The organism is Marinobacter sp., from assembly GCF_039977835.1.
GTDB lineage: Bacteria > Pseudomonadota > Gammaproteobacteria > Pseudomonadales > Oleiphilaceae > Marinobacter.
In genome coordinates, this window is sequence record NZ_JBDWCL010000070.1 from 48017 (window position 1) to 70143 (window position 22127).

Below are 22127 nucleotides of genomic sequence, written 5' to 3' on the forward strand. Positions count from 1 at the left end.
GAAGACGTAACATGAAAAAAACGCTCATCGCATCTGCTATTGCAGCCGCAACTTTCTCCGGCAGCGCGCTGGCACAGACTACTGCTTCAGCTTCCGAGCTGGCAGCTCGCATGGATTCCATGCCGACTGTTTACGGTAACATTCAGTATGTCCTCTATCACGACAACTTTGACGGCGGCCCTTCAAGCGTAGAGCACGCTGACAACGGCTCAACTCTGGGTGTAAAGCACGAGCACGAAATTGCTCCGGGCATCACTGGTTTCTTCAAGCTGGAGCTTGAAGGTGTCAACGCCGATGACAAAGACGCGGAAAACGACAATGCAGGTCTGAATGAGCTGGACGAAGCCTACGTTGGTGTCAAAGGCGATAGCTTTGGTCAGGTATGGGTTGGTTCTGACGACTCAACCTACGAGCGTGCTGTTACGGAAATCTCCGAGTATTACGAACTGGCCATCCTGAACCAGGGCGTTGACTACACCACTGGCGAAGGCGACCTGATCCAGTACATGTCACCGTCTTTTGGTGGTCTGAGCCTGTGGGCCGCCGTTCAAGTTAATGGCGACAATGACACCAAGGGAGGCAGTGATAAGTCCTATCCTTACCAGCTGGCCGCTGTCTACGAGATGGATGCGCTGGAACTGGCTGCTGCCGTTGACTCCAACGACACCAGTGATGGCAACAACGAAAACACCTACGGTCTGCGTGCAAGTTTCGACGCTGATGCTCTTCGTGTGACTGGTGAATTCCACACTCGTAAAGATGCGTCCGACACCTTCGGTGTGATTGGTTACTACACCATTGGTGCAAATCAGTTCGCCCTGTCTTACGAGCTGACATAGTACGATGATGAGTCCAGCTTTGGTGATGTTGATTCTGACACCATCACTCTGCAGGCGCTGCACAACATCTCCGACCATATGTACGTTTACTTTGAAGGCTACCTGGGTGGTGGCGACGACGTGTATGAGTATGAAGATGAACTCGGTAATACCGCATTCACTGACGAGCGCTCTATCGCCTCTGTTGGTGCTGTTTACTACTTCTGATCAGCTGACCAGCTAATCACCCAGTAGTTGAAAAACCGGTAGCCTTCGGGCTGCCGGTTTTTTTATGTATGCTGATACCAAATTCCGCCTACCGGGAGGGGCAATGGCACAGGAACTGGAAATCAAGCTCAGTGTGGCGCAGTCCGATCTCGATCAGGCTGTGGCCTGGCTGTTGAGCCAGCCGAATACCTATGAGTCAGGCACTCTGCAACTGGGCAACACCTATTACGACACCCCCGAGGGTGACCTCAACCGACAGAAAATAGCCTTGCGGATCCGCAAAATGGGGGACAAGTACATCCAGACCCTGAAAACCCGGGGCGAGTTTGTGGATGGCGCCCATCGCCGGCAGGAGTGGGAGTGGCCGCTGGTCGGTACGAAGCTCAAAATGGGGCTGATTGCCGATACACCAGTGGGGCAAAGTGTAAACCTTGCCGCGCTGCAGCCAGTTTTCGAGACCAATTTTGAGCGCCGGGTGGTAATGATTGAGCAGGGCGAAACCCTGATTGAAGTGGCCATTGATTCCGGCAAGATTGTGGCCGGGGGCCACTCACGCCCGCTTAATGAGATTGAATTTGAACTCAAGGAAGGGGATGCGTCAGCTTTGCTCACCTGGGCGCGTAGGCTGGCGGACGAAGTGCCGGTATTGCTGAATCTTGTGAGCAAGGCAGAGCAGGGCTATTACCAGGCAGGGCTTTATCGGCCGAGCCTGGAGGGCGGGGCGAATTCAGAGCTGACAGTGAACGAATTCCTGTTTCTGTTGAGTGCCTCCTGGCTGACCGGTCAGCCCGTGCCTGTCCACGAAGATGAGCTTGGTACAATTGGCCGCCTGGCAAGCGCTTGCGGAGTAAGCGCGCTGTATCAGCAAGTGATTCGCTCTCTGGCTGATGGCGCGCCTGTCAGCGATCTGGTGTCTGGCAAGGAGCTCGGCCAGCTTCAACTGGCCATTGCCGCAGGCTAGCAACCCCTCCAGCCGACTATTGGTCGGCCGCCTTTGTGGCAATGGCTTCCTCCTCGGCCGCCTGGTCCTGCAATTCATGCCATTTTTTGATGAATTCGCGGTAGCGGGCCAGGGCTTCCTCCACCACGCCTACATCGGGTGTTTCACTGGATTTAACCAGCACGATCAGCCCCTTGCCTTCGATTTCCTGGTCTGTGGTCGGATGGCAGATCACGTCGTTGTTTTCGTCGATATAGGCCAGCGTGGTGCCAATACCATGGCGAATAAGAGCGCTGACAATGTCCGCCCAGGTCAGGTCATCCAGGTCAATCTCATAGCGATGAGGATGATCGTTCTGATAGTTGAACAGATCCTCCAGAACCTTCTCCGACCCCGGTGCCACCACCGAACGGACCATGATTTCCGGATAGGTCCGGACGGGCCTGATCACAGTGCGAACACCCATTGAGGTAAATCGTTCACGGTTCTCATCACGAACGCATTCCGCCGTGACCTTTTGCCCCAGGTTGGACTCGCTCAACCTGTGGGCAATATCAAACGTCAAGCTGTCAGATGAAGGGTCGGCCTCGTCGGCCGCCAGTATGATGATGTCCCTGGCGCTGCCCGCATGCACAGCCTTGAGCGCCGCAGGGTCGCTGCCAGAGCCATGGAAATGTACCAGGCCGTTGTCCGCCATTTCCGGGGGTAGCCCGTTAGGAAAGTGTTGCGTCAGTATCATGATCGGAACGGTTTCATAACCAGGCACAGAGCGCATCTGCGAAGCAAAACGCGTGAAGTACTGTTCACCGCCGGTCTGTGGTGTGTTGATGATAACAATGTGGTCTTTCATGGCGTATATCCAGCGTCCGGTTAAGATGCGTTCCCGGCGGTAGAACCGGTATTCAATGTAATCACTGACGATCAGTGTTAACAGGGTTATCGCCCCGACAAACATCATCAGTATGGTGCTGATTCTGCCTATATAGGTTTCCGGGGCAAAGTCGCCGTAACCGACTGTCACCAGCGTGGTCATGGTCATCCACGCGGATTCGAACAGCGTGAGCTCTTCCACAGCCCATAGAATCAGTATCTGGGTGATCAGCAGCCCCGCAAGAATGGTGAACAGCCGCTGGATACGAGAGCGGATAATCCCCGACATGGGCAGGTGGGAGAGCTGGTGTTCCGGGTTCAGCGGCCGGCGATTTCTCAGCATTGGGGTCCTTACAGCGGTTCAGTCGGGGGAGAGTTCGTTATACAGTACGGGAAATATAACAGAGACACAGGGGTTTGCATTATGTCCGAGCCTTGGCGCTCACTACCGAAGGTGTTGGCGGATGATGTGGCGTCTGCCTGGCCTTCGGTATTCCCGGAAGGTGTGCCGGAGTTTCTGTCCAGCTCTGGTGCCGTGTCCGAAGAAGATGTGGCCCAGGCCATCGCCCGCAGCCTGTATCTGCGGCAAACCCTGGAGCGCCACCCTGAGCAGGTGGAGTCTCTGTGCCAGTCGCGGCCACTGACCGAGCCCACCAACAAAGATTATCTTGCCCGGCGCTGGCAGGAGTTCCTGTCTGAAGTGACGGATGAAGGCAGCCTCCACACGGCCCTGCGGCACTTCCGCATGGAGATCCAGTTCCGCATTATCTGGCGGGATCTGATGCGCTGGTCCGATATGGCCGAAACCATCGCCGCAACCAGTGATTTTGCCGACACCTGCATCCAGGGCGCGCTGGACTGGCTGTATGACGACACCTGCGAGCAGTCAGGAACTCCATGGGGCGTAAACCCTGCGACCGGCACGGAAGGCCCGCAACCATTGATTGTCCTGGGTATGGGCAAGCTGGGTGGCCATGAACTGAATGTATCCTCTGATATCGATCTGATTTTTGCATTTCCTGGCAAAGGCGAAACCCGGGGCGGACGTCGTTCTATTGATAATCAGCAGTTTTTTATCCGCCTGGGGCAACGGCTGATCCAGGCGCTGGACCAGATCACTGCCGACGGTTTTGTGTTCCGTGTGGATATGCGCCTGCGGCCTTACGGGCAAAGCGGGGCGCTGGCCCTGAGCTTTGCTGCACTGGAAACCTATTACCAGGACCAGGGCCGGGACTGGGAGCGCTATGCGATGGTCAAGGCCCGGGTGGTCGCCGGCGACCAGAAGGCGGGGCAGATCCTGATGGACAGCCTCAAACCCTTTGTTTACCGCAAGTATATTGATTTCAGCGCGTTTGAGTCCCTGCGCAGCATGAAATCCATGATCAGTCGGGAAGTGCGCCGCAAGGGCCTGGAAAACAACATCAAGCTCGGCAACGGTGGTATTCGTGAAATCGAGTTTGTGGTCCAGGCCTTCCAGCTTATAAGAGGCGGCCGCGACAGGGAGCTTCAGCAACGCGAACTGCTGGTGATTCTCAAAGAACTGGAAGAGCTGGAACTGCTGCCATCACCCGTGGTGAAAGAACTCAAGGCCGCGTACATTTTTCTCCGCAATCTGGAGCATGCTCTCCAGGGTATGGAAGACAAGCAGACCCAGCTGTTGCCGGATAACGACCTGGCACGGGCCCGTGTAGCGTTGATCATGGGGTTTGATGACTGGGCGGCCTGTGCTGCGGAACTGGAAAAGCACCGCCAAAGGGTGGCGACGCACTTCGCGGACATCATTGCCATTGAAGATGAGGAGCACGAAACCGCAGCGCTGGATGAAGGGTGGCAGGAACTCTGGCTGGGCGAAATGGATACAGAGGCCGCTACTGCGTGGCTCCGCGAGCATGATTTCGAAGACCCCGAAGGCAGCTATTCCGCCCTGAATGACCTGCGTGGAACCCGAACACTGCAGACGCTGCAAACTCAGGGGAGGCACAGGCTCAACAAATTCATGCCGGTGTTGCTGGAAGCGCTCACTCACGTGGATGGTCCGTCCCAGACCCTGACCAGGGTGCTGCAGCTGGTGGAGGCGATCCTGCGCAGAACTGCCTACATGGTGCTGCTGATGGAGAACCCGGGCGCCCGAACCCAACTGGTCCGCTTGTGCAGCGAGAGCCCCTGGATTGCCAGCCAGTTGGCTGAAACCCCATTGCTGCTGGATGAACTCCTGAACGCCGAAAACCTTTACAGTCCGCCGGCGAAAACAGAGCTCCAGGACGATCTGCGTCAGCAAATGCTGCGGATTCCTTTTGAGGACCTTGAGGAGCAGATGGAAACCCTGCGGCATTTCAAGAAGGCCCACATCCTGCGAGTGGCTGCCTCCGAGATCCGGGAAACCCTGCCGTTGATGAAGGTCAGCGACTACCTGACCTGGATTGCCGAGGTGGTGCTGGACCATGTGGTGGACGTTGCCTTTGCCAATCTGGTCAGTCGCCATGGGTGCCCCCGGCGTAAGGATGGCTCCGCCTGTGATACGGATTTCGCCATCATCGGTTACGGCAAACTGGGTGGTATTGAACTGGGCTATACCTCGGACCTGGATCTGGTATTCATCCATGACGCCGACCCCGAGCAATCAACGGATGGTGATAAACCCATCGACAATGCGGTTTTCTATACCCGGCTGGGGCAGCGTATTGTGCATATTCTCAATACCCAGACGCCTTCGGGGCAACTTTATGAAGTGGATATGCGGCTGCGTCCCTCCGGTAATTCGGGGCTGCTGGTCAGTACCCTGACCGCTTTTGAAAAATACCAGCGCAACGATGCCTGGACCTGGGAACACCAGGCCCTGGCCCGTGCTCGCGGTGTGGCCGGGTGCAAGGATACCCTCGAATCCTTTGAAAAGCTGCGTAGCGACATCCTGTGCCAGCAGCGGGAGCGGGACAATCTGAGGGAAGAGGTGGTGAGCATGCGCGAGAAAATGCGTGCATCGCTGGGCACGCCTCAGATCGAAGGCAAGACCCCGGAGGTTTTCCACACCAAGCACGATTTTGGCGGCATCATCGATATTGAGTTCATGGTCCAGTACCTGATGCTGGCCTGGTGTTCCGAGCACCCGGAGCTGACCCAGTGGTCCGATAATATTCGCCAGATGGAAGAACTGGGCCGGGCCGGTATTCTGCCGGTTGAGGATACGGAAAAGCTGAGAGAGGTCTATATTACCCTGCGCTCCACCATCCACCGGCGGGCGCTGCAGAACCTGAACAGCCAGGTGGCGGGGGATGCGTTTCCCGAGGAGCGTGACTACATCCAGAGTATGTGGAATCGGGTGATGCTGGGGTGACAGCGGAGTGATATAAGAGCATTTGCACCTCTTCGTAAGGCCGGGATTTCCTGCTAGAATGCCGGTTTCCCGAAAAGAGCGCTTTAGGAGCAGAAACAATGTCGATGGCTGATCGCGATGGCTTCATCTGGCTGGATGGTGAAATGGTTCCCTGGCGGGAAGCCAAAACCCACGTGCTGACCCACACACTGCATTACGGCCTGGGCTGCTTCGAAGGTGTGCGCGCCTATAGCACCGAGAAGGGCGCTGCGATTTTCCGCCTGAAAGAACACACTGACCGTCTGTTCCGTTCGGCTCATATCCTCAATATGACCATGCCGTTCAGCAAGGATGAGCTGAATGCCGCCCAGTGTGCGGCCGTTCGGGAAAATAATCTGGACGAAGCCTATCTGCGTCCGATGGTGTTCCTGGGCTCAGAAGGCATGGGCCTGCGTGCCGACAACCTGAAGGTGCATGTCATGGTCGCCGCCTGGAGCTGGCCTTCTTACATGTCGCCGGAAGCCAAAGAGCTGGGCATCAAGGTTCGCACCTCGTCGTACACCCGGCACCACGTCAACATCACCATGTGTAAGGCGAAGGCCAACGGCAACTACATCAACTCCATGCTGGCCCTGAACGAAGCCATTGCCAGCGGCTGCGAAGAAGCTCTGTTGCTGGACAACGAGGGTTATGTGGCGGAAGGTTCCGGGGAGAATATCTTCATCATGCGTGATGGCGTGCTCCACACGCCGGAGCTGACCTCCTGCCTGGAAGGTATTACCCGCCAGACCATCCTGGATTTCGCCAGTGAGCTGAATATTCCGGTGAAAGAGCGCCGTATCACGCGGGACGAAGTTTACATTGCAGATGAAGCCTTCTTTACTGGCACCGCTGCGGAAGTATTGCCGATTCGTGAGCTGGACGGCCGTGTGATTGGTGCCGGCAAACGTGGCCCGCTGACCGAGAAGCTGCAGGGCATGTACTTCGATGCGGTGAAGGGCAAGAGTGCGGCTCATTCGCAGTGGCTGACTCCGGTTAACGGTTAACCCCGTACTCCATTAACAACACCTGCAGGAAGAGCAAATGGCAGACGTTATCAAAGTGCCGGTGTCCTTCGGCGAAGTACTGGACAAGATCACCATTCTGGAAATTAAATCCGAAAGGATTGCAGATCCGGAGAAAGTCCGGAACGTTCGACTGGAGTTGGACGAGCTGAGCGCTACGTGGAATGAGGCGGTACAGGACCAGGCCGCAATTGCCGATCTTCGCAAGCAACTGAAGTCGGTTAACGAAGAGCTCTGGGAAATCGAAGACGACATCCGCGATCAGGAAGCCGCCCAGGATTTCGGCGCCAGGTTTATTGAGCTGGCCCGCGCCGTGTATGTCACTAACGACAAACGCGCCGCCATCAAAAAAGAAGTCAACCTGGCTTTGGGCTCCCGCTTCGTCGAAGAGAAGTCCTACCAGGACTACACCGCCCGCAAGTAAAGCACTTTCTCCGAAGCCGAAGCCGAAGCCTACATCCCCTCTCCCCTAAGCGGGAGAGGGCCAGGGAGAGGGGGTAGCATCAATGCTGCTCAACCCACCGATCCAGCATCCCGGTAACATCCTCAACGGAAACCATCTCCATCGCCCCCTCAAACTCCGCCTTGGCCCCCCAGCGAGCCTCATCAACCGTTTTGCCCGTAAATCGCTCCAGCGCCTCCGGATAACGATTTACGCACCAATCAAGCGAGTTGTACGGTCCCGAGCGGTACGGATTGCTCGCTGCATAAATACCAAGCACGTCCGTGCCCATCGCACTGGCAATATGCGCCGGGCCGGTATCCGGTGCCACTGCGAGATCTGCATGACTCAGCAGGGCCGCCAGCTGTTTCAGTGTATCCTTGCCACAAATGTTGTGGGCCTGCTCCTCCATGGAATTTTCAATGGACGCGCAGAATTCGGCCTCGAAAGGCGCCGGGCTACCTACCAGAATCACCTTCATGCCATGAACCCGTATTGCATGATCCGCCAGACGGGCGTAGCGATCGGCGGGCCAGTTGCGAAGGGTATGGCTGGCGCAGGGGCTGATCACAAGGTTCCTGCGGTCCGTTGCCAGCTGGTTATGGGCAAATTCATGGTCTTCCTGGTTCAGAGGAATGACCCATTTTGGTGCAGCCGGTATCAGCCCCAGCGGCTCCAGAAAACTTGCCAGGCAATCCCGCACGTGCTGTTGCGGTGCCGGGGCAATCCTCCGGTTAATGAAGAGACTGTGCAGGTCCTTGCTGCGGGCCTTGTCGTAACCAACTTTCACTTTGGCAGGAATCATCGCTGCTGCCAGGTTGGCCCGGAGCGCCACCTGCATGTGGAGAAGGGCATCAAACTTCCTGGCTTTCAGGGTGTTGCGCAAGTCCACGTAGCCCTTGCGACCGGCCTTCTTGTCAAAAATGACAAACTCGACACCGGGGAGGTCGCCAATCAGTTTGGCTTCAATCTTGCCGATCACCCAGGTGATTTTCACACCGGGTAACTGCTCCTGAAGACTCAGGACCACAGGGATGACATGAGTAACGTCGCCAATGGCCGACAGGCGTAATATGCAGATGGAGTTGATCAATTTACGGTCCGTTTCCAATCTTTAACTGCTGGATGTGGAGCCGGGCGGGGCTCGTTGGTAAACTGTGCGCCATTCTAGCCTACTGGGCTTTTAACGTCTTTACCCGGCCATCCATGGTTTGCCGGTCCGAGGGTACCGATCTTTTGACAGTGACAGCGGGCAATACAGGTTCGGGGAAGTCAGTGCTGCTGGTATCACCGGAGTATGAAGGTGTTACTGAGTCCTGGTTTTCTCCGGAGTTCTGGGGGGAGTGTGCTGAGCCTGTTGGCGCTGGCGGGCGGGGAAGTGCGTGGTTTATACGCTCTCCGGGCGGCCAGCTTGTTCTGCGGCACTACAGGCGGGGAGGCTTCGCAGCACGTTTCTCCAGGCGTCGATATCTGTTCACTGGATACAGCAGAACCCGTTCCTTTCTGGAGTTCGATTTGCTGAGCGTATTGCTCGACAGGGGCTTGCCTGTGCCCAAGCCGGTGGGCGCTCTTGTCAGTCGGCATGGCGCTTTGACTTATGAAGCTGCGCTTCTCATTGAGCGGATCACGGATGGTGTACCAATGCCGGAGCATGCATTCCTCGAAAGCGACGCTTTGTGGCGGCGCGTTGGAATGACGATCGGCTTGTTCCACCGTGAAGGGCTGGATCATGTGGATATGAACTGTGACAACGTTCTGGTGGCTGGGGAGAAAGTTTATCTGATCGATTTTGATCGTTGCAGGCTCCATTCAGAAGCCAGAGAAGATGCTGGGTGGAAGGGCGACAACCTTCGACGATTGCATCGGTCGGTGAACAAACGTATACAGTCCCTCTCTGCCCAGCGGCGTGATGAGCTGTGGCAGGTTCTTATGGCAGGATATTACGAGTGTTGAGCAGTTCAGGAATACTTGATTGATTATGACTTTTAAAACTTGGCAGCCGGGCTTAATTGAAGAGAATGCTTGCAGCCTTTAATGAATGAGGTTTGACACCCATAACATGTCGTTTACAAAATCTGATGAGCCGATTGACGCAGTCGTTACGTGGGTCGACGGTGAAGATCCTGTGCACGAGAAGAAGCTCGAATCATATCTGGGGAGGCGTGCTAAAAAACGGCCGAAGGCGGCCGCGAAGACTCGCTATGCGGACAGGGGCGAGTTGGAATACTGTCTCGCATCACTGATCCGTTTTGCTCCGTGGCTCAGGCGGATTTACATCGTAACAGACGAGCAGACCCCCGGTTTTTTAGAGACTTTACCTTCTGATGTGGCTCAGAGTGTGAGCGTGGTCGATCATAAAATCATCTTCCAGGATTTTCACAATAATCTGCCAACATTTAATAGCCTGTCCATCGAGACCATGTTGTGGCGTATACCAGGGTTGGCCAATAATTTCATATACTTTAACGACGATTGTTTTCTTATCAAAGCCGTTGAGCCAGGCAATTTTTTTAGCGATGACGGGGTGGTGCTTCGGGGAACATTCAGGTCGCCGGTCAGGCGGCGGCCAATGAGAAAGTTGGCTCGATGGTTTGGAATAGGGCGTCCTACTCGGCGTACATTGCAATCTGAAGCTGCAGCTCTGGCTGGATTGGATGATCAATATCTCGATGTTGATCATATTCCGCATCCAATGCGGGTCAGTACTTTTCGTGATTTTTTTGCTCGCCACCCCGAACAGCTGGGCAGAAACTCGTCTTTTCCTCTAAGAGATGTCCGGCAGTTCTGGCCTATCGCGCTCGCCAACCACCTGGAGTTGAAACATCATAGTGCGCAGATTTCGTCAGTACCGAAGTCTCTATATTTGAGTGTTTCGGCGGGGACTTGTGACAGAGAGTCGCTGATCGATGTAGAAGGAGATCCAGACTGTAAATTTTTATGTGCTCAAAGTCTGGACAAGGTTAGTGACGAATTTTTGGGTGTCTGGAAAGCCTGGATGGACAAAACGGTTGGTCGTTTAACGAGGGCGCCCAATTGATCCACATGGTGCCACAACAACCCTCTCATTCTTCATTGAAACGCTCCTTCCGGATACAACATTGGATTAGCATTTTTCTGATGTTGTTCCTTACGTTTTCCTTGCTTGTGCCATGGATCGCTTTTTACAGAGCTTTTCTGTTTGTGGGTGTATTGCCGCTGATTGTGTGGGCTTGCGTTCGTCGGGATGCGTACACTGGTATCAGTGATCGCTCGGGCTGGCTGGCGATAGGGGTTATCGGGTATATAGCCGTGGGAACATTCGTTCCTGGTGGACTGGTCGCAGAGGATCAGTATCAGATCGTTCGGTGGGCGCTCAGTACGGGCGTTTTTGTGTTGGCTGTGCTTGCAGCATCACAGCGGTGGCTTCGTCAGCCGCTTTTTTATGCCCGCATACTGGTCTGTGTTTCCGTTTTCAGCGGCGTTTTGGCCATTGCGAATTACCTGTGGACGGATCAGTACCCGGCTCGGTTCAGCGGATTTGGTTTTCTTAGCCATCCCATACTGGGGCCTGCTTCACTGATGAGTTTGTGGGCCATTGGCATGGTCATGTACCGGGTGGATGAGAGTAGGAGTCGATTTGACTGTGCCATCATCGGTACATCGCTACTTGTGGTGCTTGTCGTCGTTATCCTTTCGCAAAGTCGCGGACCATTAGTTGCATTTTTGGTTTTTGTTTTTGCGTACTCCCTTTCCGCGCAGCTTGTGAGCGGAAAGGCAAAGCGCTGGCGTTACTTCTGGTGGCTGCTCGGTGGGGTGCTGTTTCTCGTTGTTATCTTCACTTTATTCTTTGACGATCTATTGGCCAGAATGACGGCAAGAGGTCTATCATACAGACCGCAAATATGGCTTGCGGTGCTCCAAAATACCCCTGAGATGATATGGGTTGGGGCGGGAATGGCTTCAGACTTTACTACCTCCGAAGCCGGCAAGTTGCTGTACCAGCAAACGGGCGTAAAGATTAAGCATCCCCATAACTTGATTCTGGGGGCCTTTTACTACTCCGGTATAATTGGCGCGGCTCTGTTTTTGTCCCTTCTGAGTTGGGTGGTGGTAAGAATTCTTCGCTTGTCGGGTTGGTATGGGCGCAGAGTAAGGCCATTTGCTCTGGGGCTTTTTGTAATGATCCTGTTGCTGAACATGACCGATGGGCATCGGGTCGTTGCTCCGCCAAGTCCTGATTGGCTCTTCTTTTGGCTTCCGTTTATTTTTCTTGTTGGCCTGGTCAGATATTTTGAGAGCAAAGAAATCTGAATTGATGTTGTAGCGCCGGATTTCGCTCCGTTACATAAGGTGTGGTATGCCTGATTCTTTTGATTATCGTCGCTACCGTGTGCTTACTTATATTGACGCAGATACAAGTCGTCGCCTTCTCGACGCGGTTGTGGATGGAGAAGCCATACAGAAGCAGGTATTTCGTGATAACTGGAGGACTTTGAGTGCCAAGCTGGATTTTGAGGGTAGCTCGTTACTCCTCAAAGTTCCGCGCGCCCGCAATAAACGTAACTGGGAGCGCTTTCTCACGCGCTTCAGGGGAAGTGATGCGTTTCGAACCTTCATTCAACTCAACGGCATGGCGTCCATGGGATTCTGCGCACCCCAGCCAGTGTTGGCAGCCGAGCTTAGATCTAAAGGCGTCGTTGTTGACTCCTTTGTGTGCTACAGGTTTGTCGAGGGTCGTCCGGCAGAGTTGGGTGATGCCGATAAGATTTTGAACGTGCTCCGAGCGCTTCATGAAAGAGGTTATATTCGCAGTGATGCGCAACTGGCTAACTTCCTGATGAGGGGAGATTCTGTTGTTTTTATCGATTTTCGATTGAAAAAGCCGCTATTTTTGCCGAAATTGCAACAGGCTAGAGAGGTAGACCGTTTTCTGCGGAGCTGTCCTGAGAGTCGATACCTCCTTTCGCCAAAAGAGGCTTCATCTGCGTGGCTATGGTTGGCATCCCGCCTGGAGGAGATCAGTTTCGGCATGAGAAATTTAAAGCGGCGAATAAGGGCGCGCAGAAAAGGGAAGTGTCGAGAGCGTTAGCTACGTTTAACGGCGCTATCTAACTTCAGGATGATGGACCATATGAAAAAGGCCGTGCTTTTTTGTCCTTCCCGAGTATGGGGCGGAATCGAAAAAAACGTGCATCTAAGAGCCCGTTTTTTGAGTGCTTTGGGTGTTAGGGTTTATGTGATTTTACTAAAGGGTTATTTTGCCGAGCGCTTTGCCGACATAGATGACGTCGAGACGATAGAGGTCAAATCGCGGGGCGGGGATTTAAACCTGCTTGTTGTGGCCAACTATATAAGAATCTTGAAATCAATAAGGCCAGATGTTGTCTTTTCAGCACTCAAAAAGGATTGGTGGCTTGTGGCACTGGCCTCACGGCTCGCGGGTGTTAACCGCATTGTGCTTTATCTGGGAATTGCGCGGAGAGTGAAGAGTCCGATCAAGTACTTTGCCATTTTCCGGTTAATGAGATCCATTTTAATGGTGAACAGTGACTCACTGAAGAACGAGATGTTGAAGTACCCAACCTTCTTTAATGAACGCAATGTGGTCAGGGTGTACAACGGATTTAACCTGCCTTCTTCTGAAGGCAAGGGTCAGGATTTCAGGGCCTTGCTGGATCTTCCGTCGGGCACCGTAATAGTAGGCTGTGCTGGCCGCTTCAGTCCTCAAAAGGGTTTCGATTTACTGCCGGACATCCTCTCACACCTGCCGGGCAACATACATATTGTCCACGCTGGTGAGGGCGAGTTCGAGGAGGAGATTAAAGCGGCAATCAAAGCACGGCCGGAGTCCCGTAGAATTCATTTTCTTGGCTATCAGCGCGATATGCATGCGTTCTTCAAGGGCATTGATCTTTTCCTTCTGTGCTCCAGAAATGAAGGGATGGCAAATGTGTTGAATGAGGCAATGAGTTTTGGCAAACCGGTAGTGTCCACCCGTGTCCCGGGAAGCGAAGAGTTACTGGCCAACGGGAGATACGGCGTGCTGGTTGATGTAGATGATGTGGAAGCCATGGCCAACGGAATTCGTGCGATCAGTAACGGGAACACGGTGTTCGCTCCAGCCGACCTTCAGCAGTGGATTGGCGAAGAGTTCAGCCTGCAGCGAATGATTCGTGAGACAAACCAGCTGTTTTTTGAAGCCGAGCTGCGCTGAGCACAGCGAGGCGGGAGCACATGTTTACGCATTTTTCCCAGTATTAAGGATGTTATTTGGCGATCAAGTATAAGCTTCGTGCGCTTAGAATCGACTCTTTCAACCGGTTGAGGTTTGGCTCTCGGGCTCCGCGCTACGCTGAGCGTATCTGGGTTAATCCGGTTCGCTGCCAACGTTATATTGAAGCCGCGGATCTTAGAGCCCATTTCGGGTCCCGGGTCCGGCAATTGTCAGGAAAGGTCGTCTCTGACTGGCCAACCTCACTGGAACAGCCGTTCAGCAATCACCCGAAGCTGACATACTGCTGGTCGCATTGGCGAGATCGCAAAAGCTGGGAGGACGCTGGAGCCGTCAATTTCATGTTGGGACGAATTGCCGTGTCGCCCACCGGTGTTACTGATCAGTGCCGTACGCCTGGTGATGTGCAGGGACGTTTTGAAACTCTGGACAACATTTGGGCGGATGTCAGAAACAGGGGGGCATTGCCGTCACGCGGGGAGCTTGTTCCGGGTAATTTCCGTGAGATCGGGGGAGTTCTGATGCACATTGGTCCGGGCGGAGAACCAATTTTTTCTGGTGCAGGTTGTCACCGGTTTGCTATGGCGTTGATGCTGGATAAGCCCTTCCCTGCGCAGATTGGTATTGTCCACGTTTCTGCTTTGGATGCCTTGTCGGCCTTGCGTTCGCGGGAGCAGAACTGCTGAGTATATGATTGTGTTTACGACCGGTCACACTGCGGCAAAGCCACCGCGGCTTTTTATCACTGAAGATCCTGTGTAAACCTCTCCGCTATTACAGATACAATGCGCGGGTTTTTGAAAGAATCAGGTGGGTTCAGCATTGAAAAGTGAACAAGCTCGTCTCATCATCCTCGGCGCCGGAAAACCCTTCAGCGGCGAGCAGCACAGTGTGCTTCGTGGTACCACCGGGCGCCGGCGTGTGCTGGATTGGTTGCTGCATGCCATGCGGACAGTGGAGCCTTCCATTCACTTTGTGGGTGGTTACCAGTTGGATGAAATTGCCGAGCGCTATCCGGAGCTGCACTATTCGGTGAATCCTAACTGGCAATCCACAGGGGCTGCCGCATCATTGCTGGAAGCCCCGCTTACTGACCAGACCATTCATTACGTTTCCTATGCCGATGTGTTATTTCGGGATTCCGCGGTCCAGGCGCTCGCCGCCAGCGAAGCGGATATCGCTGTTCTGGTTGACACCAGTTGGCGTCATCGTTTTGAGGGGCGCTCCACCGAAGACCTGAAGCGTTGTGAAAAGGTGAATATCCACGACGGCCGGGTTACCCGTCTGGGGCAGGATATCCTGCCGGAACTGGCCGATGCGGAGTTTGTCGGCCTGGTCCGTCTTCAGCCGGACGTTGCGGGCTTTCTGGTGGGACAGTCGGATTTTCCGGATTCAGTTCGCAAGGGAAGCCTAACGCAGCTCCTTGAGCTTTTGCGGGTTCGTGGGTTCAGCGTTGCTGCGGTGGACGTGGCTGGCGGATGGGCGGAGTTGAATGAGCCCAATGACCTCAGCCGCTTTATCCTGGGTACCAAGGCGCAGACTCTACATCGCCTGCAGGGTGTCGTTAGCCACAGCCGCATTGAGGATCAGGTCAGCTTTACCGTTGCGGAGTGGCAGGATTTGAATGCCGAGGTGCTTGTCCGGATTGGGGAGCGTCTTGCAGGAACCGACAAACTGGTTGTGCGCAGCAGTGCACTTTCCGAGGATGGCTTCGGGGTCTCCAATGCCGGTGCCTACATCAGCGTTCTGAACGTCGACCGCAGGAGTGAGGGCGAGTTAAGGGCCGCGATCGGGAAAGTGATCGCTTCCTATCCGGATGGTCACCCTGACAACCAGGTTCTGGTGCAGCCCATGCTGGAGCAGGTGATTGCCAGCGGCGTGGCGTTCACCAAAACCCTGTCATCTGGCGCGCCTTATTACGTGGTGAATTATGACGACACCACCAGCAGCACAGAATCCATTACCAGCGGCGTCAGCCGTGACCACAAAACCCTGTTTGTACACCGGGACGCGCCAGAGCCGTTGATACGGATTCCGGAGAACCTGGCAGGATTGATGCCGGCCCTGCGGGAAATCGAGGATTTGCTGGATTTTGATTCGCTGGATATGGAGTTTGCGATCACCCGGGGTGGTTTGATTCATATCCTCCAGGTGCGACCGATTGCCGTTCAGCACGAACTGACCAGTAGTGATGAGGCCGAAGGCATGCTGGCGAATGCTGCAGCCCGGTTCCGGCAATTACAGGCTCCGCCTCCCTTTGTCGTCGGTACGCATGCTTACTTCGGCGTGATGCCCGACTGGAACCCGGCGGAGATCATCGGTACGCGGCCCGGGCGTCTGGCATCCAGTCTCTATCGCTACCTGATCATGGACTATGTCTGGGCGGCCCAGCGGGCGGAATATGGTTACCGGGATGTTCGCCCTCAGCCTCTGCTGAGGATGTTTGCCGGTCATCCCTATGTGGATATCCGGGCCAGTTTTAACTCGTTCATTCCGCAGTCGCTGGATAATGAGCTGGCGGGGCGGCTAGTGGACTTCTATATGGACTGGTTGCGTCGCCGCCCGCATCTCCACGACAAGGTGGAATTCGACGTAGTGCCCACCTGTTATGCGCTTGATTTCGAACGATGGCGCTTCAGACTGACCAGCGAGGGGGATTTCCGGGCAGAGGATATTGACCGGCTGGAAGCCGGCTTGAAAACCATCACAGCGTGCGCCATCACCCGAACCGAGGCGGACCTTAGGGCGGTTGATCTGGTAGAGAAGCGTTTTTCGGCCTTTCCGAGTGTTGCGGCCCCCAGCCTGGATCAGGCCCTATCTCTGCTCGAAGAGTGCCGCCGGCATGGAACCCTGGTTTTTGCCCACCTGGCACGTAGCGCCTTTGTGGCGGTAACCTTGCTGCGCTCAGCCGTTGAAAAGGGCGTATTGTCCCAGGGGGCCATGGAGGCCTTCCTGAATTCAATCCGCACCGTTTCCCATCGGTTCACCGATGACGCCGCGAAGGTGGCGCGCAAGGAACTTTCCATGGAGTCCTTCACCCGGCACTACGGCCACCTGCGGCCTGGCACCTACGACATTACGTCGTCCTGCTACGGAGATAACCCCGAGCATTTCCTGGCACCGGTCGTTGAGCGCGCGGCCCTGGACGGGCAGGGCAAGGCGGACCATCAAGCGCCTATGGGTCTCTGGGAATCCGAAAAACACGAATTTGCCCGTGCCGTTGCGGCGGCAGGACTGCCGGGGGATATCGAGCAGCTTGAGCGCTTTATGCGCAACGCCATCGAGGGCCGTGAGTACGCCAAGTTTGTGTTTACCCGGCACCTGTCCCTGGCGCTGGATTGCCTGGCAGCCTACGGCGAAAGCCATGGCCTGACGCGGGAACAAATGGCAAGCATTCCCCTGGAGCCACTGTCTGCACTGCGCTCGGGAACCGTGGCGGTTGCCGACGAAGCTTCCTGGCTGGCTGGACAGGCCGAGGAGGGGCATGAGGCCAGCCGGGCGGCTGCGATGGTGGAGTTGCCGCCACTGCTGCTGTCGGAAAGCGATTTCCATGCGTTTCTTTACACCGACAGCCACGCGAACTTTGTAGGCTCTGGAAAGGTGCTGGCGGAGTGTATCGATCTGCAAAAACAGCCGGCGGATGACAACGGCAGCCTGGCCGGCAGGATTGCCATGATCCCCCAGGCGGACCCCGGCTACGACTGGCTGTTCGGCCATGGTATCGCAGGGTTGATTACCACCTACGGCGGCGCCAACTCCCACATGGCCATACGGGCTGCGGAGTTTGGCCTGCCGGCGGCCATCGGTGTGGGTGAGGGTAAATACGAGGCACTGGCGAGGGCCTCCGTGCTGGAGCTGGACCCGGTCAACAAGCGAATCGAGGTTATCCGTTAAGATGCGCATTGGAATCAGCCAGCGTGTGGAAGTGGTCCCGTCCTACGGCGAGCAGAGGGATTGCCTGGACCAGCAATGGTTCCGGTTGCTGGAGGCTCTTGGTTTCCTGCCCGTCCCTGTGCCGAATTCGCTTTCCAACCCGGAGGGTTGGCTGGCATCCATGGGCATCGAAGGTTTGATCCTGTCGGGTGGCAATGATCTTTCACATCTGCCGGATGCCAGCAATGCGTCACCGGAGCGGGATGCAACCGAAAAGGCCCTGCTCGCATTCGCACAGCAAAGGGAGTGGCCGGTTCTGGGCGTATGTCGCGGGCTGCAGATGATGAATGTCTGGCTTGGCGGGCAACTCACCCCGGTTTCCGGGCATGCCGGGGTAAGACACCCGGTGACTCCCGCTCCGCAGGCAAGTACCTGCTTTCACCCCTACCGTGAGGTAAACAGTTTCCACAACTGGGGCATTGCTCCGGAGGGCTTGGCCGCGGACCTGGTTCCCCAGCTCGTGAGTCCGCAGGGTGACATTGAAGCCTACGAGCACACTTGGTTGCCCTGGGCTGGCATTATGTGGCACCCCGAGCGGGAAACGCCTTTCGCGGAACACGACAAGCAACTTTTTGATCGCATTTTCAGAGGTAAACCATGCAAACATTGATACTGGCCGCCGGGCAGGGTACCAGGCTCCGCCCCTACACCAACGACCGCCCCAAATGCATGGTGGCTCTGGCAGGCAAGCCCCTGCTGCATCGCCAGATGGCGGCCATGGCGGCCTGCGGTATCACGGATGGCATTGCCATTATTGGCGGCTATCGGTCCGGTGACCTGGACACCCTGGGTGCTGACCTCGTCCTCAATCCCGAGTACGCCACCACCAATATGGTGCGGACGCTCTTTTGTGCGCGGGAGAGAATGAAACCCGGGGAGGATCTGCTGATTAGTTATGGTGACATCGTCTATGAGCCCTCGGTTCTGAAGGCCGTCCTCGATTGCGACGCACCGGTTTGCCTGGCAGCGGATCGCGAGTGGAAGCGGTTGTGGCAGTTAAGAATGGACGAACCCTTGGACGACGCGGAAACCTTCATCATGGACGATGCCGGTTATGTGAGGGAGTTGGGCAAGAAGCCCGGGGATTACAGCCAGGTCCAGGCCCAGTACATGGGCCTGATCAAAATCCGTGGAGACCGGGTGCAGGCGTTCCTGGATGTGTTTGACGGCCTGGACCGCAACGCCACCTTTGATGGCAAGGACTTCGACAACATGTACATGACCAGCTTTATCCAGCACCTGATCGACACCGGCTGGCCGGTGAAGGCCTGCCTGGTGGACAACGGCTGGCTGGAAGTGGATACCGCGGATGAACTGGAAGCCTATTCCGCGATGGCGGAAAAGGGCGAGCTGGCATCCTACTGCGCGTTATCGAACTGAGCTCGTAGTTCGTAGAGCCGGTCAACCAATGGTTGGTATCCTTTGAGCATGCCCTGGATTTCATCCGTGTCGCCGATGCCGATATTGCGGATGGAGTAGGAAGGATTGAACGGCGCTGACGGTACCTGCGCCTCGGGGAAGCCGAGAAAATCACAGATTCTCTGGGCTTCCGCCTTATGGGATTTGACGAAGGTCTCGAAACTGACCGCAAGCATATGGCTTTCGGTCAGTTGTTCCTGCAGTGCCATCAGGCTTTCCATTTTTGCCGCAATGCCTTTCAGTACGTAGGCGATGTCGTCTTTCTCGCTGTCATCAAACGCCGGGTCGGACTTGCGCTTGCCGATCTTGCCTTGCCTGACCACTTCGGCAAACTGGTCGACCGGGTCCCGGTGAACCACGATCAATTTGAACGGTTTGAAAACAGCGGGCCAGGTGCGTTCATGCTTGCCGACCCAGATCGGCTGATTCCATACAATGGCATGCCTCCCATCCGCGTATTCCCTGTCCACGGCCTGCAGCCACTGGTTCCAGACGGTGCTGTCGGACGGTGCGCCCCCGTTGCCCAGGTGTTTCCGGTAGCGGCCGAGGTAATGGAGTTTCAGGCGGTTGTGTTTTACCTGTTCTTTCAGGGGGAGTTTGCCCTGATCCTTTCCCTTCGACTGTTTGAGTCGGGCAGCGGGAAGTTTGCCCAGCGCGGTTTCAATCCACATCGCCCTTGCCAGCCATTTTGCCCGGAAGGCTGAATTCGCTTCCAGAATGCTGCCAATCCGCCCGCTTCTCTTGAAATCGGTAAATTCTCCCCGGGGAACGTAGCAGTCCGGGTGGCCCTTGAGGTAATCCACTACGGCGCCCGAGCCCGACCAGTAGATGCCGGCGACAAGAATGTTGAGAGGTTGGGGGTGGTCTGTCATCGTTGGCTGGTTTTTTCCGGTTGTTCAACAAAGTCGGACACCACCACCTGACTGCGGAACGGCGCCAGCCACTCCGGCTTGACGGTGATGGGCAAACGGCTGACCACGGAAGACAGCCCCTCTGCCAGCCCTTCCACGGTACGTGGTGTCAGGAAGGCTTCTAGTTCTCCCCGGAACACGTCGCGCACACCGCCACGGCTTTCCGCGGCCAGGATGGGGGTATCGCATGCCAGGGCCTCTGTTAGCACGATGCCAAGTCCTTCGTATTCGGAGGCGAGCACAAACAGGTCCGCCTGTTTCATCCAGGGGTAGGGGTTCTTGCGTTTACCCGCAAAAAGCACGCGTTCGGCTATGCCCAGGGCTTTGGCTTTTTCCTCAAGCTTGCTCCGCAATGGCCCCTCACCCACGACCACGAGCTTGTGACTGACTCCGGATTCCCGGTAAGCCTCCAGAAGCAATTGGTGCCCTTTCTGGGGGACCAGACGGGCGACATTGAGAATATAAGGCTCCTCGGGTATGTCAGGGTCCTTTTCCTGGGCAAGGGCATTGATCTGCTCTACCGGGCAGGGATTGGTGATCACCCGCAGGCTTTTCGGCTCGATAGCTCCTTTCGCAAATGCTTCTCGGGCGGAATCCAGGACACCGGAAGAGACGCCGGCCAGATGGCGGTTGTGGAATACCAGCTTCCACTCCAGCTTTTTCTGCCATAGCGGACGGTCGTAGTGGATAACGTTTTCCAGAACGTACACGTTGCGGTCGTCCCGGAACGACCAGAAATATTTGAAGGTCCCCAGTCCCCGGAAAACGATGCGGTCGAAGCGCCCGAAACGCTGCTCCAGGGAGTGTATGTGGCGCTTGAGCAACCAGCCGCTGAGCCAACCCACCCACATGAAATGAGATTTCGGTAGCAGCACGCCCAGTAACAGGCGGGAGAGCAGGAACACCGGAATGCCAATGACGGATTTCATCAGCGCCTGGAACTGGTCGAAATGGTGCAGGTGTACCGAGGGATTGGCAGGGCTGAGATCGTTGGGGCGATCCCGACAGGACAGCAGGTGGCTCTCGTGGCCTTCATCCGCGAAGGCATCAGCCAGGTTGACGGCAACCCGTTCCATGCCGCCCATTTTCAGGCTGTGAATGACGACCAGTGTCCTCATGCAGCCGGGCTCTTCTTGATTCCATTTTCCGCCCAGAAGGTACGGTTATCTTTCACAGCCTTGCGGATAGCGCGGTTCCTCGCCCAGATTTCCGGCTTTGAATAGCCACGGGCATGGTCCAGGTGCAGGCACACAGTGCTGTAGCGAATCTGTTTGGACTTATGGCCGTAATTCCACAGGCGCTCACCCAGTTCTCGGTCCAGGCCACCATATTGCATGTCTTCATTGAAACCGTTGACTGCGATCAGATCCATTGTCCAGGTGGAGCTGTTCATCCCATTCCAGCTTGAGGCCGCGGGCGTGATGGCATTCAGCAATTTCTTTTTCAAAGACGAACGGGACAATTTCCAGAGCTTGTGGTTTTTCGGCTGGCCCTTGCTGACAAGCCACTGCGGATCAAAGATAGCGCCACTGCGGATATCATCGTCCGAAATGGCTTCGGACACGGGCATGGTAAGTTTGATGTATCCGCCAGACAGAAAAAGCCCCGGCTCTGCCAGCCGTTGATGGGTTTCGATAAAGGTCGGTTCCGGTATGCAGTCGCCGTCGGTGAAGATCAGGTAGTCGCAGTCGGTTTCGCTGATGGCCTTGTTGAGGATCTGGCACTTGCGAAAGCCGTCGTCTTCATGCCACACGTGGTCAATTCGAAGAATGCCTTGCTCACGGAACCGGTCAATCAGGGCGCGGGTTTCATCGGTGGAGCCGTCGTCGGCGATGATGACACGAAAGTCCTTCTGGCTCTGATTCTCATAGCCTGTAAGAACCTTGCTCAGCCATAACGGGGAATTGTAGGTGGTGATTACAACACCAATGCGTTCTGGGGACATGAATCCGGCCCGGCCTTTGTCAGGGAAAACAGATAG

General features: G+C 55.6%; 20 protein-coding genes. 15 read left to right on the forward strand and 5 right to left on the reverse strand.

From position 1 onward, the window contains the following. Nucleotides 1-11: 11 nt before the first annotated feature. The 3 genes from ABJM11_RS20000 to ABJM11_RS20010 all read left to right on the forward strand — a co-directional run bounded on the left by ABJM11_RS20000 (nucleotide 12) and on the right by ABJM11_RS20010 (nucleotide 2007). The gene (locus tag ABJM11_RS20000; RefSeq protein WP_348292818.1) at nucleotides 12-839 is read left to right on the forward strand and encodes a porin; all 828 of its coding nucleotides are present in this window, start codon (nucleotides 12-14) and stop codon (nucleotides 837-839) included. A gap of 78 nt (nucleotides 840-917) precedes the next feature. Continuing rightward, nucleotides 918-1046: a hypothetical protein gene (locus tag ABJM11_RS20005; protein ID WP_348292819.1), complete on the forward strand. Its 129-nt coding sequence runs from the start codon at nucleotides 918-920 to the stop codon at nucleotides 1044-1046. A 103-nt stretch (nucleotides 1047-1149) separates the two neighbouring features. Continuing rightward, on the forward strand, nucleotides 1150-2007 hold the full coding sequence (locus tag ABJM11_RS20010) for a CYTH domain-containing protein (protein ID WP_348292820.1): 858 nt from the start codon (nucleotides 1150-1152) through the stop codon (nucleotides 2005-2007). 16 nt (nucleotides 2008-2023) lie between these two features. Here ABJM11_RS20010 and ABJM11_RS20015 read toward each other — a convergent pair whose 3' ends face one another. Beyond that, a complete protein-coding gene (locus ABJM11_RS20015; protein WP_348292821.1) occupies nucleotides 2024-3199 on the reverse strand; it encodes a potassium channel family protein in 1176 nt (391 codons plus the stop codon). 81 nt (nucleotides 3200-3280) lie between these two features. Here ABJM11_RS20015 and glnE point away from each other — a divergent pair, with 81 nt between their 5' ends. From glnE to ABJM11_RS20030, 3 genes are all read left to right on the forward strand, one after another. After that, a complete protein-coding gene (gene glnE, locus ABJM11_RS20020) occupies nucleotides 3281-6187 on the forward strand; it encodes a bifunctional [glutamate--ammonia ligase]-adenylyl-L-tyrosine phosphorylase/[glutamate--ammonia-ligase] adenylyltransferase (RefSeq protein ID WP_348292822.1) in 2907 nt (968 codons plus the stop codon). 98 nt (nucleotides 6188-6285) lie between these two features. Then, complete coding sequence (locus ABJM11_RS20025) at nucleotides 6286-7212, forward strand: branched-chain amino acid transaminase (RefSeq protein WP_348292823.1); 927 nt, start codon at nucleotides 6286-6288, stop codon at nucleotides 7210-7212. Between the two features lie 37 nt (nucleotides 7213-7249). Next, complete coding sequence (locus tag ABJM11_RS20030; RefSeq protein ID WP_348292825.1) at nucleotides 7250-7654, forward strand: DUF6165 family protein; 405 nt, start codon at nucleotides 7250-7252, stop codon at nucleotides 7652-7654. A 79-nt stretch (nucleotides 7655-7733) separates the two neighbouring features. Here the strand turns inward: ABJM11_RS20030 and ABJM11_RS20035 are convergent, their stop codons facing one another. Then, a complete protein-coding gene (locus ABJM11_RS20035) occupies nucleotides 7734-8762 on the reverse strand; it encodes a glycosyltransferase family 9 protein (RefSeq protein WP_348292859.1) in 1029 nt (342 codons plus the stop codon). 185 nt (nucleotides 8763-8947) lie between these two features. Here ABJM11_RS20035 and ABJM11_RS20040 point away from each other — a divergent pair, with 185 nt between their 5' ends. The 9 genes from ABJM11_RS20040 (at nucleotide 8948) to ABJM11_RS20080 (ending at nucleotide 19196) form a co-directional block, all read left to right on the forward strand. Continuing rightward, nucleotides 8948-9625, forward strand: coding sequence for a 3-deoxy-D-manno-octulosonic acid kinase (locus tag ABJM11_RS20040; RefSeq protein WP_348292826.1), 678 nt, complete (start codon nucleotides 8948-8950; stop codon nucleotides 9623-9625). A gap of 106 nt (nucleotides 9626-9731) precedes the next feature. Further along, entirely contained in the window at nucleotides 9732-10709 is a 978-nt protein-coding gene (locus ABJM11_RS20045; RefSeq protein WP_348292827.1) for a stealth family protein, read from the forward strand. 80 nt (nucleotides 10710-10789) lie between these two features. Then, a complete protein-coding gene (locus ABJM11_RS20050; protein WP_348292828.1) occupies nucleotides 10790-11962 on the forward strand; it encodes an O-antigen ligase family protein in 1173 nt (390 codons plus the stop codon). 46 nt (nucleotides 11963-12008) lie between these two features. Then, nucleotides 12009-12740, forward strand: a complete 732-nt coding sequence (locus ABJM11_RS20055; RefSeq protein ID WP_348292830.1) for a lipopolysaccharide core heptose(II) kinase RfaY — start codon at nucleotides 12009-12011, stop codon at nucleotides 12738-12740. A gap of 42 nt (nucleotides 12741-12782) precedes the next feature. Next, nucleotides 12783-13865 carry a glycosyltransferase gene (locus tag ABJM11_RS20060; RefSeq protein ID WP_348292831.1) on the forward strand — a complete coding sequence of 361 codons (1083 nt, stop codon included), beginning with the start codon at nucleotides 12783-12785 and terminating at the stop codon, nucleotides 13863-13865. A gap of 56 nt (nucleotides 13866-13921) precedes the next feature. Then, nucleotides 13922-14569, forward strand: coding sequence for a hypothetical protein (locus ABJM11_RS20065; protein ID WP_348292833.1), 648 nt, complete (start codon nucleotides 13922-13924; stop codon nucleotides 14567-14569). A gap of 136 nt (nucleotides 14570-14705) precedes the next feature. Continuing rightward, a complete protein-coding gene (locus tag ABJM11_RS20070) occupies nucleotides 14706-17777 on the forward strand; it encodes a PEP-utilizing enzyme (RefSeq protein WP_348292835.1) in 3072 nt (1023 codons plus the stop codon). A 1-nt stretch (nucleotide 17778) separates the two neighbouring features. Beyond that, nucleotides 17779-18426: a gamma-glutamyl-gamma-aminobutyrate hydrolase family protein gene (locus tag ABJM11_RS20075; protein WP_348292836.1), complete on the forward strand. Its 648-nt coding sequence runs from the start codon at nucleotides 17779-17781 to the stop codon at nucleotides 18424-18426. Further along, nucleotides 18414-19196: a phosphocholine cytidylyltransferase family protein gene (locus ABJM11_RS20080; RefSeq protein WP_348292838.1), complete on the forward strand. Its 783-nt coding sequence runs from the start codon at nucleotides 18414-18416 to the stop codon at nucleotides 19194-19196. The genes ABJM11_RS20075 and ABJM11_RS20080 overlap by 13 nt, the downstream gene beginning before the upstream one ends. Here ABJM11_RS20080 and ABJM11_RS20085 read toward each other — a convergent pair. Genes ABJM11_RS20085 through ABJM11_RS20095 form a run of 3 tightly spaced genes read right to left on the reverse strand, consistent with a single transcriptional unit; the run spans nucleotide 19175 to nucleotide 22091 of the window. Then, complete coding sequence (locus ABJM11_RS20085) at nucleotides 19175-20107, reverse strand: sulfotransferase (RefSeq protein ID WP_348292840.1); 933 nt, start codon at nucleotides 20105-20107, stop codon at nucleotides 19175-19177. The two genes, ABJM11_RS20080 and ABJM11_RS20085, sit on opposite strands and share 22 nt — an antisense overlap. Next, on the reverse strand, nucleotides 20104-21264 hold the full coding sequence (locus tag ABJM11_RS20090) for a glycosyltransferase (protein WP_348292841.1): 1161 nt from the start codon (nucleotides 21262-21264) through the stop codon (nucleotides 20104-20106). Before ABJM11_RS20090 ends, ABJM11_RS20085 begins: the two co-directional genes overlap by 4 nt. After that, the gene (locus tag ABJM11_RS20095; protein ID WP_348292842.1) at nucleotides 21261-22091 is read right to left on the reverse strand and encodes a glycosyltransferase family 2 protein; all 831 of its coding nucleotides are present in this window, start codon (nucleotides 22089-22091) and stop codon (nucleotides 21261-21263) included. The genes ABJM11_RS20090 and ABJM11_RS20095 overlap by 4 nt, the downstream gene beginning before the upstream one ends. Between the last annotated feature and the right edge of the window lie 36 nt (nucleotides 22092-22127).

Coding starts and splice junctions, on each gene's coding strand:
- ABJM11_RS20000 (WP_348292818.1), top strand. CDS start 12: ATGAAAAAAACGCTCATCGCATCTGCTATTGCAGCCGCAACTTTCTCC.
- ABJM11_RS20005 (WP_348292819.1), top strand. CDS start 918: ATGTACGTTTACTTTGAAGGCTACCTGGGTGGTGGCGACGACGTGTAT.
- ABJM11_RS20010 (WP_348292820.1), top strand. CDS start 1,150: ATGGCACAGGAACTGGAAATCAAGCTCAGTGTGGCGCAGTCCGATCTC.
- ABJM11_RS20015 (WP_348292821.1), bottom strand. CDS start 3,199: ATGCTGAGAAATCGCCGGCCGCTGAACCCGGAACACCAGCTCTCCCAC.
- glnE (WP_348292822.1), top strand. CDS start 3,281: ATGTCCGAGCCTTGGCGCTCACTACCGAAGGTGTTGGCGGATGATGTG.
- ABJM11_RS20025 (WP_348292823.1), top strand. CDS start 6,286: ATGTCGATGGCTGATCGCGATGGCTTCATCTGGCTGGATGGTGAAATG.
- ABJM11_RS20030 (WP_348292825.1), top strand. CDS start 7,250: ATGGCAGACGTTATCAAAGTGCCGGTGTCCTTCGGCGAAGTACTGGAC.
- ABJM11_RS20045 (WP_348292827.1), top strand. CDS start 9,732: ATGTCGTTTACAAAATCTGATGAGCCGATTGACGCAGTCGTTACGTGG.
- ABJM11_RS20050 (WP_348292828.1), top strand. CDS start 10,790: ATGTTGTTCCTTACGTTTTCCTTGCTTGTGCCATGGATCGCTTTTTAC.
- ABJM11_RS20055 (WP_348292830.1), top strand. CDS start 12,009: ATGCCTGATTCTTTTGATTATCGTCGCTACCGTGTGCTTACTTATATT.
- ABJM11_RS20060 (WP_348292831.1), top strand. CDS start 12,783: ATGAAAAAGGCCGTGCTTTTTTGTCCTTCCCGAGTATGGGGCGGAATC.
- ABJM11_RS20075 (WP_348292836.1), top strand. CDS start 17,779: ATGCGCATTGGAATCAGCCAGCGTGTGGAAGTGGTCCCGTCCTACGGC.
- ABJM11_RS20080 (WP_348292838.1), top strand. CDS start 18,414: ATGCAAACATTGATACTGGCCGCCGGGCAGGGTACCAGGCTCCGCCCC.
- ABJM11_RS20085 (WP_348292840.1), bottom strand. CDS start 20,107: ATGACAGACCACCCCCAACCTCTCAACATTCTTGTCGCCGGCATCTAC.
- ABJM11_RS20090 (WP_348292841.1), bottom strand. CDS start 21,264: ATGAGGACACTGGTCGTCATTCACAGCCTGAAAATGGGCGGCATGGAA.
- ABJM11_RS20095 (WP_348292842.1), bottom strand. CDS start 22,091: ATGTCCCCAGAACGCATTGGTGTTGTAATCACCACCTACAATTCCCCG.